Origin of the sequence: Nostoc sp. UHCC 0251 (assembly GCF_034932245.1) — a bacterium.
Classification (GTDB): Bacteria; Cyanobacteriota; Cyanobacteriia; order Cyanobacteriales; family Nostocaceae; genus Nostoc.
On sequence record NZ_JAYGHD010000527.1, the window covers coordinates 1 to 1,769 of the forward strand.

The window sequence follows — 1,769 nt, forward strand, 5'->3', positions numbered from 1 at the left end:
CTTGAGCACCCGATTGATGTCTAGCATTTTTCTGTCTCATCCCAACGGCTAATCGCTGATTTTACCTTATTAAGCGACAGGTCTAATATAAAGCCGTGCTAAAAGCACAGGGTTTTAAACCCAATTTTCTGATAAATTTTTGATCGGTTAGCTGAGTGACAAATTCATGATTTCACGCGTAGGCGTAGCCCGCACTTCTCTACGAGACGCTGCGCGTAGCTTGCTTCCACGAAGTTGTACGACAAGCTGAGTGACCATCGTAGACATCGCTAAATTATCTTTACAAAAGCAACTTGCTGTCAACTATACCTATAGATGCCTCTCCAAAGGAACTGTACAAACCTATAAGCAAGACTATATAATGAATTCTGTGTTCTTTGTTACATATTTTTACATACTCTGGAATTATGAGACAATAAATAATAAAAATGTTAAGAAACGTAAATAACGTTAATATTAGTAAGAAAGTTGGAAATATGCCTCTCATTTATGTCAGACTCAAATTTACCAGGGACTGATTTGCTGAAAACGGTTTTAGAACCCCTGCTGGAAGATTTTCAGCATTGGTTTACGCGATCGCGCCATTTACTCGAAACTGAGCAGCTATCATTTATGAGTGACCAAGAACAAGCTGACTTGCTCTTACGTGTTAAACAAGCGCAAGATGAACTAAGTACGGCAAAAATGCTATTTACTGCTACTGATAAACAAGTCGGGATTGATATGGCAACTTTAATGCCTTGGCATCAATTAGTAACAGAATGTTGGAATGTGGCAATGCGCTTTCGCCAAACGCGTGAAGCTTAAAACACCTGATTGGAGCATTTACTAAATTTCGGCAGAGTACTTTAGCGATGTCTCAAGACTAGCCCCTTTGCATCTACACAAGACGGTAAATCAGCCGTTAAAGAAATAGTACAAAACTCTTAAGATTTTCTTAACATTATTTGGATTAACAAAATAATGTATCCTATGCTACCGTAAGTGGAATAACGGTTGACAAATAGCTCGATATAAATGTAAGCGCATAAAAAGTGCCTCAAATACTCGTCTTAACTGTCAGTTACAGGGTTGGCGAAGCAAAGCGTTACAAAATAAAGTTTTAAAAATTGCTGTTCTGGAGGAAAATCCGATGTTACACCTGCTTTACATTCTTGCTTTTACAATCCTTGCATTTATAGCTGTTGGCAACTTAATTCGTAATCTGATCATGTTCAGCTTTGATCGGGAGCGAACTTACCCGACGAATTCCTCGCCAATGAATAATCAAGGAAACTATGGTTATTATTCATCAAAAAAACAGTTTGTACCCCATCCAGAGTTATTAGACAACGCGGGTAACTTAATAAAAGAGCCACTTTTGGTAATGCGTTCGATTAACGTTGAAGATGCGCGTCAACATCTCGATGCACTTTACGAAGCATCTCCAGGGCATAAAAGAGACAATTCTGATGAAGTATAAAAGTTAGGAATTTGGGTGTAAATTATTGTTGTTTTTACATCCTTAACCTTTCTCCTGGCAGAAATTTATTACTATCCTTAAATTTGAGGCGATCGCGTCTTTAGGTCAGAATAATCGTTTAGGGTCAGTAGTTTACGTTTAAAATGCTGAACCAAATTTTAATTTGGTCGAGCCTTGAGGCATATTTTAGTAACCAAATTACTTCTACCTTAAAAGTCTAACCTTCCTCCTACTGCTTTTGATAAAACCCAAGTAAGTAAGTGGGTGCTAAAATTTCCCGCTATGTAACAGAATCTTAATCAGAGGG

2 protein-coding genes are annotated in these 1,769 nt (G+C 37.9%); both read left to right on the top strand.

Annotated elements, in window-relative coordinates:
• Window positions 1-489: 489 nt before the first annotated feature.
• A complete protein-coding gene (locus VB740_RS36575; RefSeq protein ID WP_323204692.1) occupies window positions 490-807 on the top strand; it encodes a DUF2605 domain-containing protein in 318 nt (105 codons plus the stop codon).
• A gap of 325 nt (window positions 808-1,132) precedes the next feature.
• Entirely contained in the window at window positions 1,133-1,462 is a 330-nt protein-coding gene (locus VB740_RS36580) for a DUF2973 domain-containing protein (RefSeq protein ID WP_323204693.1), read from the top strand.
• Window positions 1,463-1,769 lie beyond the last annotated feature (307 nt).

Excerpts from the sequence above, each read along its gene's own strand:
- VB740_RS36575 (WP_323204692.1), top strand. The coding sequence starts at position 490 with ATGTCAGACTCAAATTTACCAGGGACTGATTTGCTGAAAACGGTTTTA.
- VB740_RS36580 (WP_323204693.1), top strand. The coding sequence starts at position 1,133 with ATGTTACACCTGCTTTACATTCTTGCTTTTACAATCCTTGCATTTATA.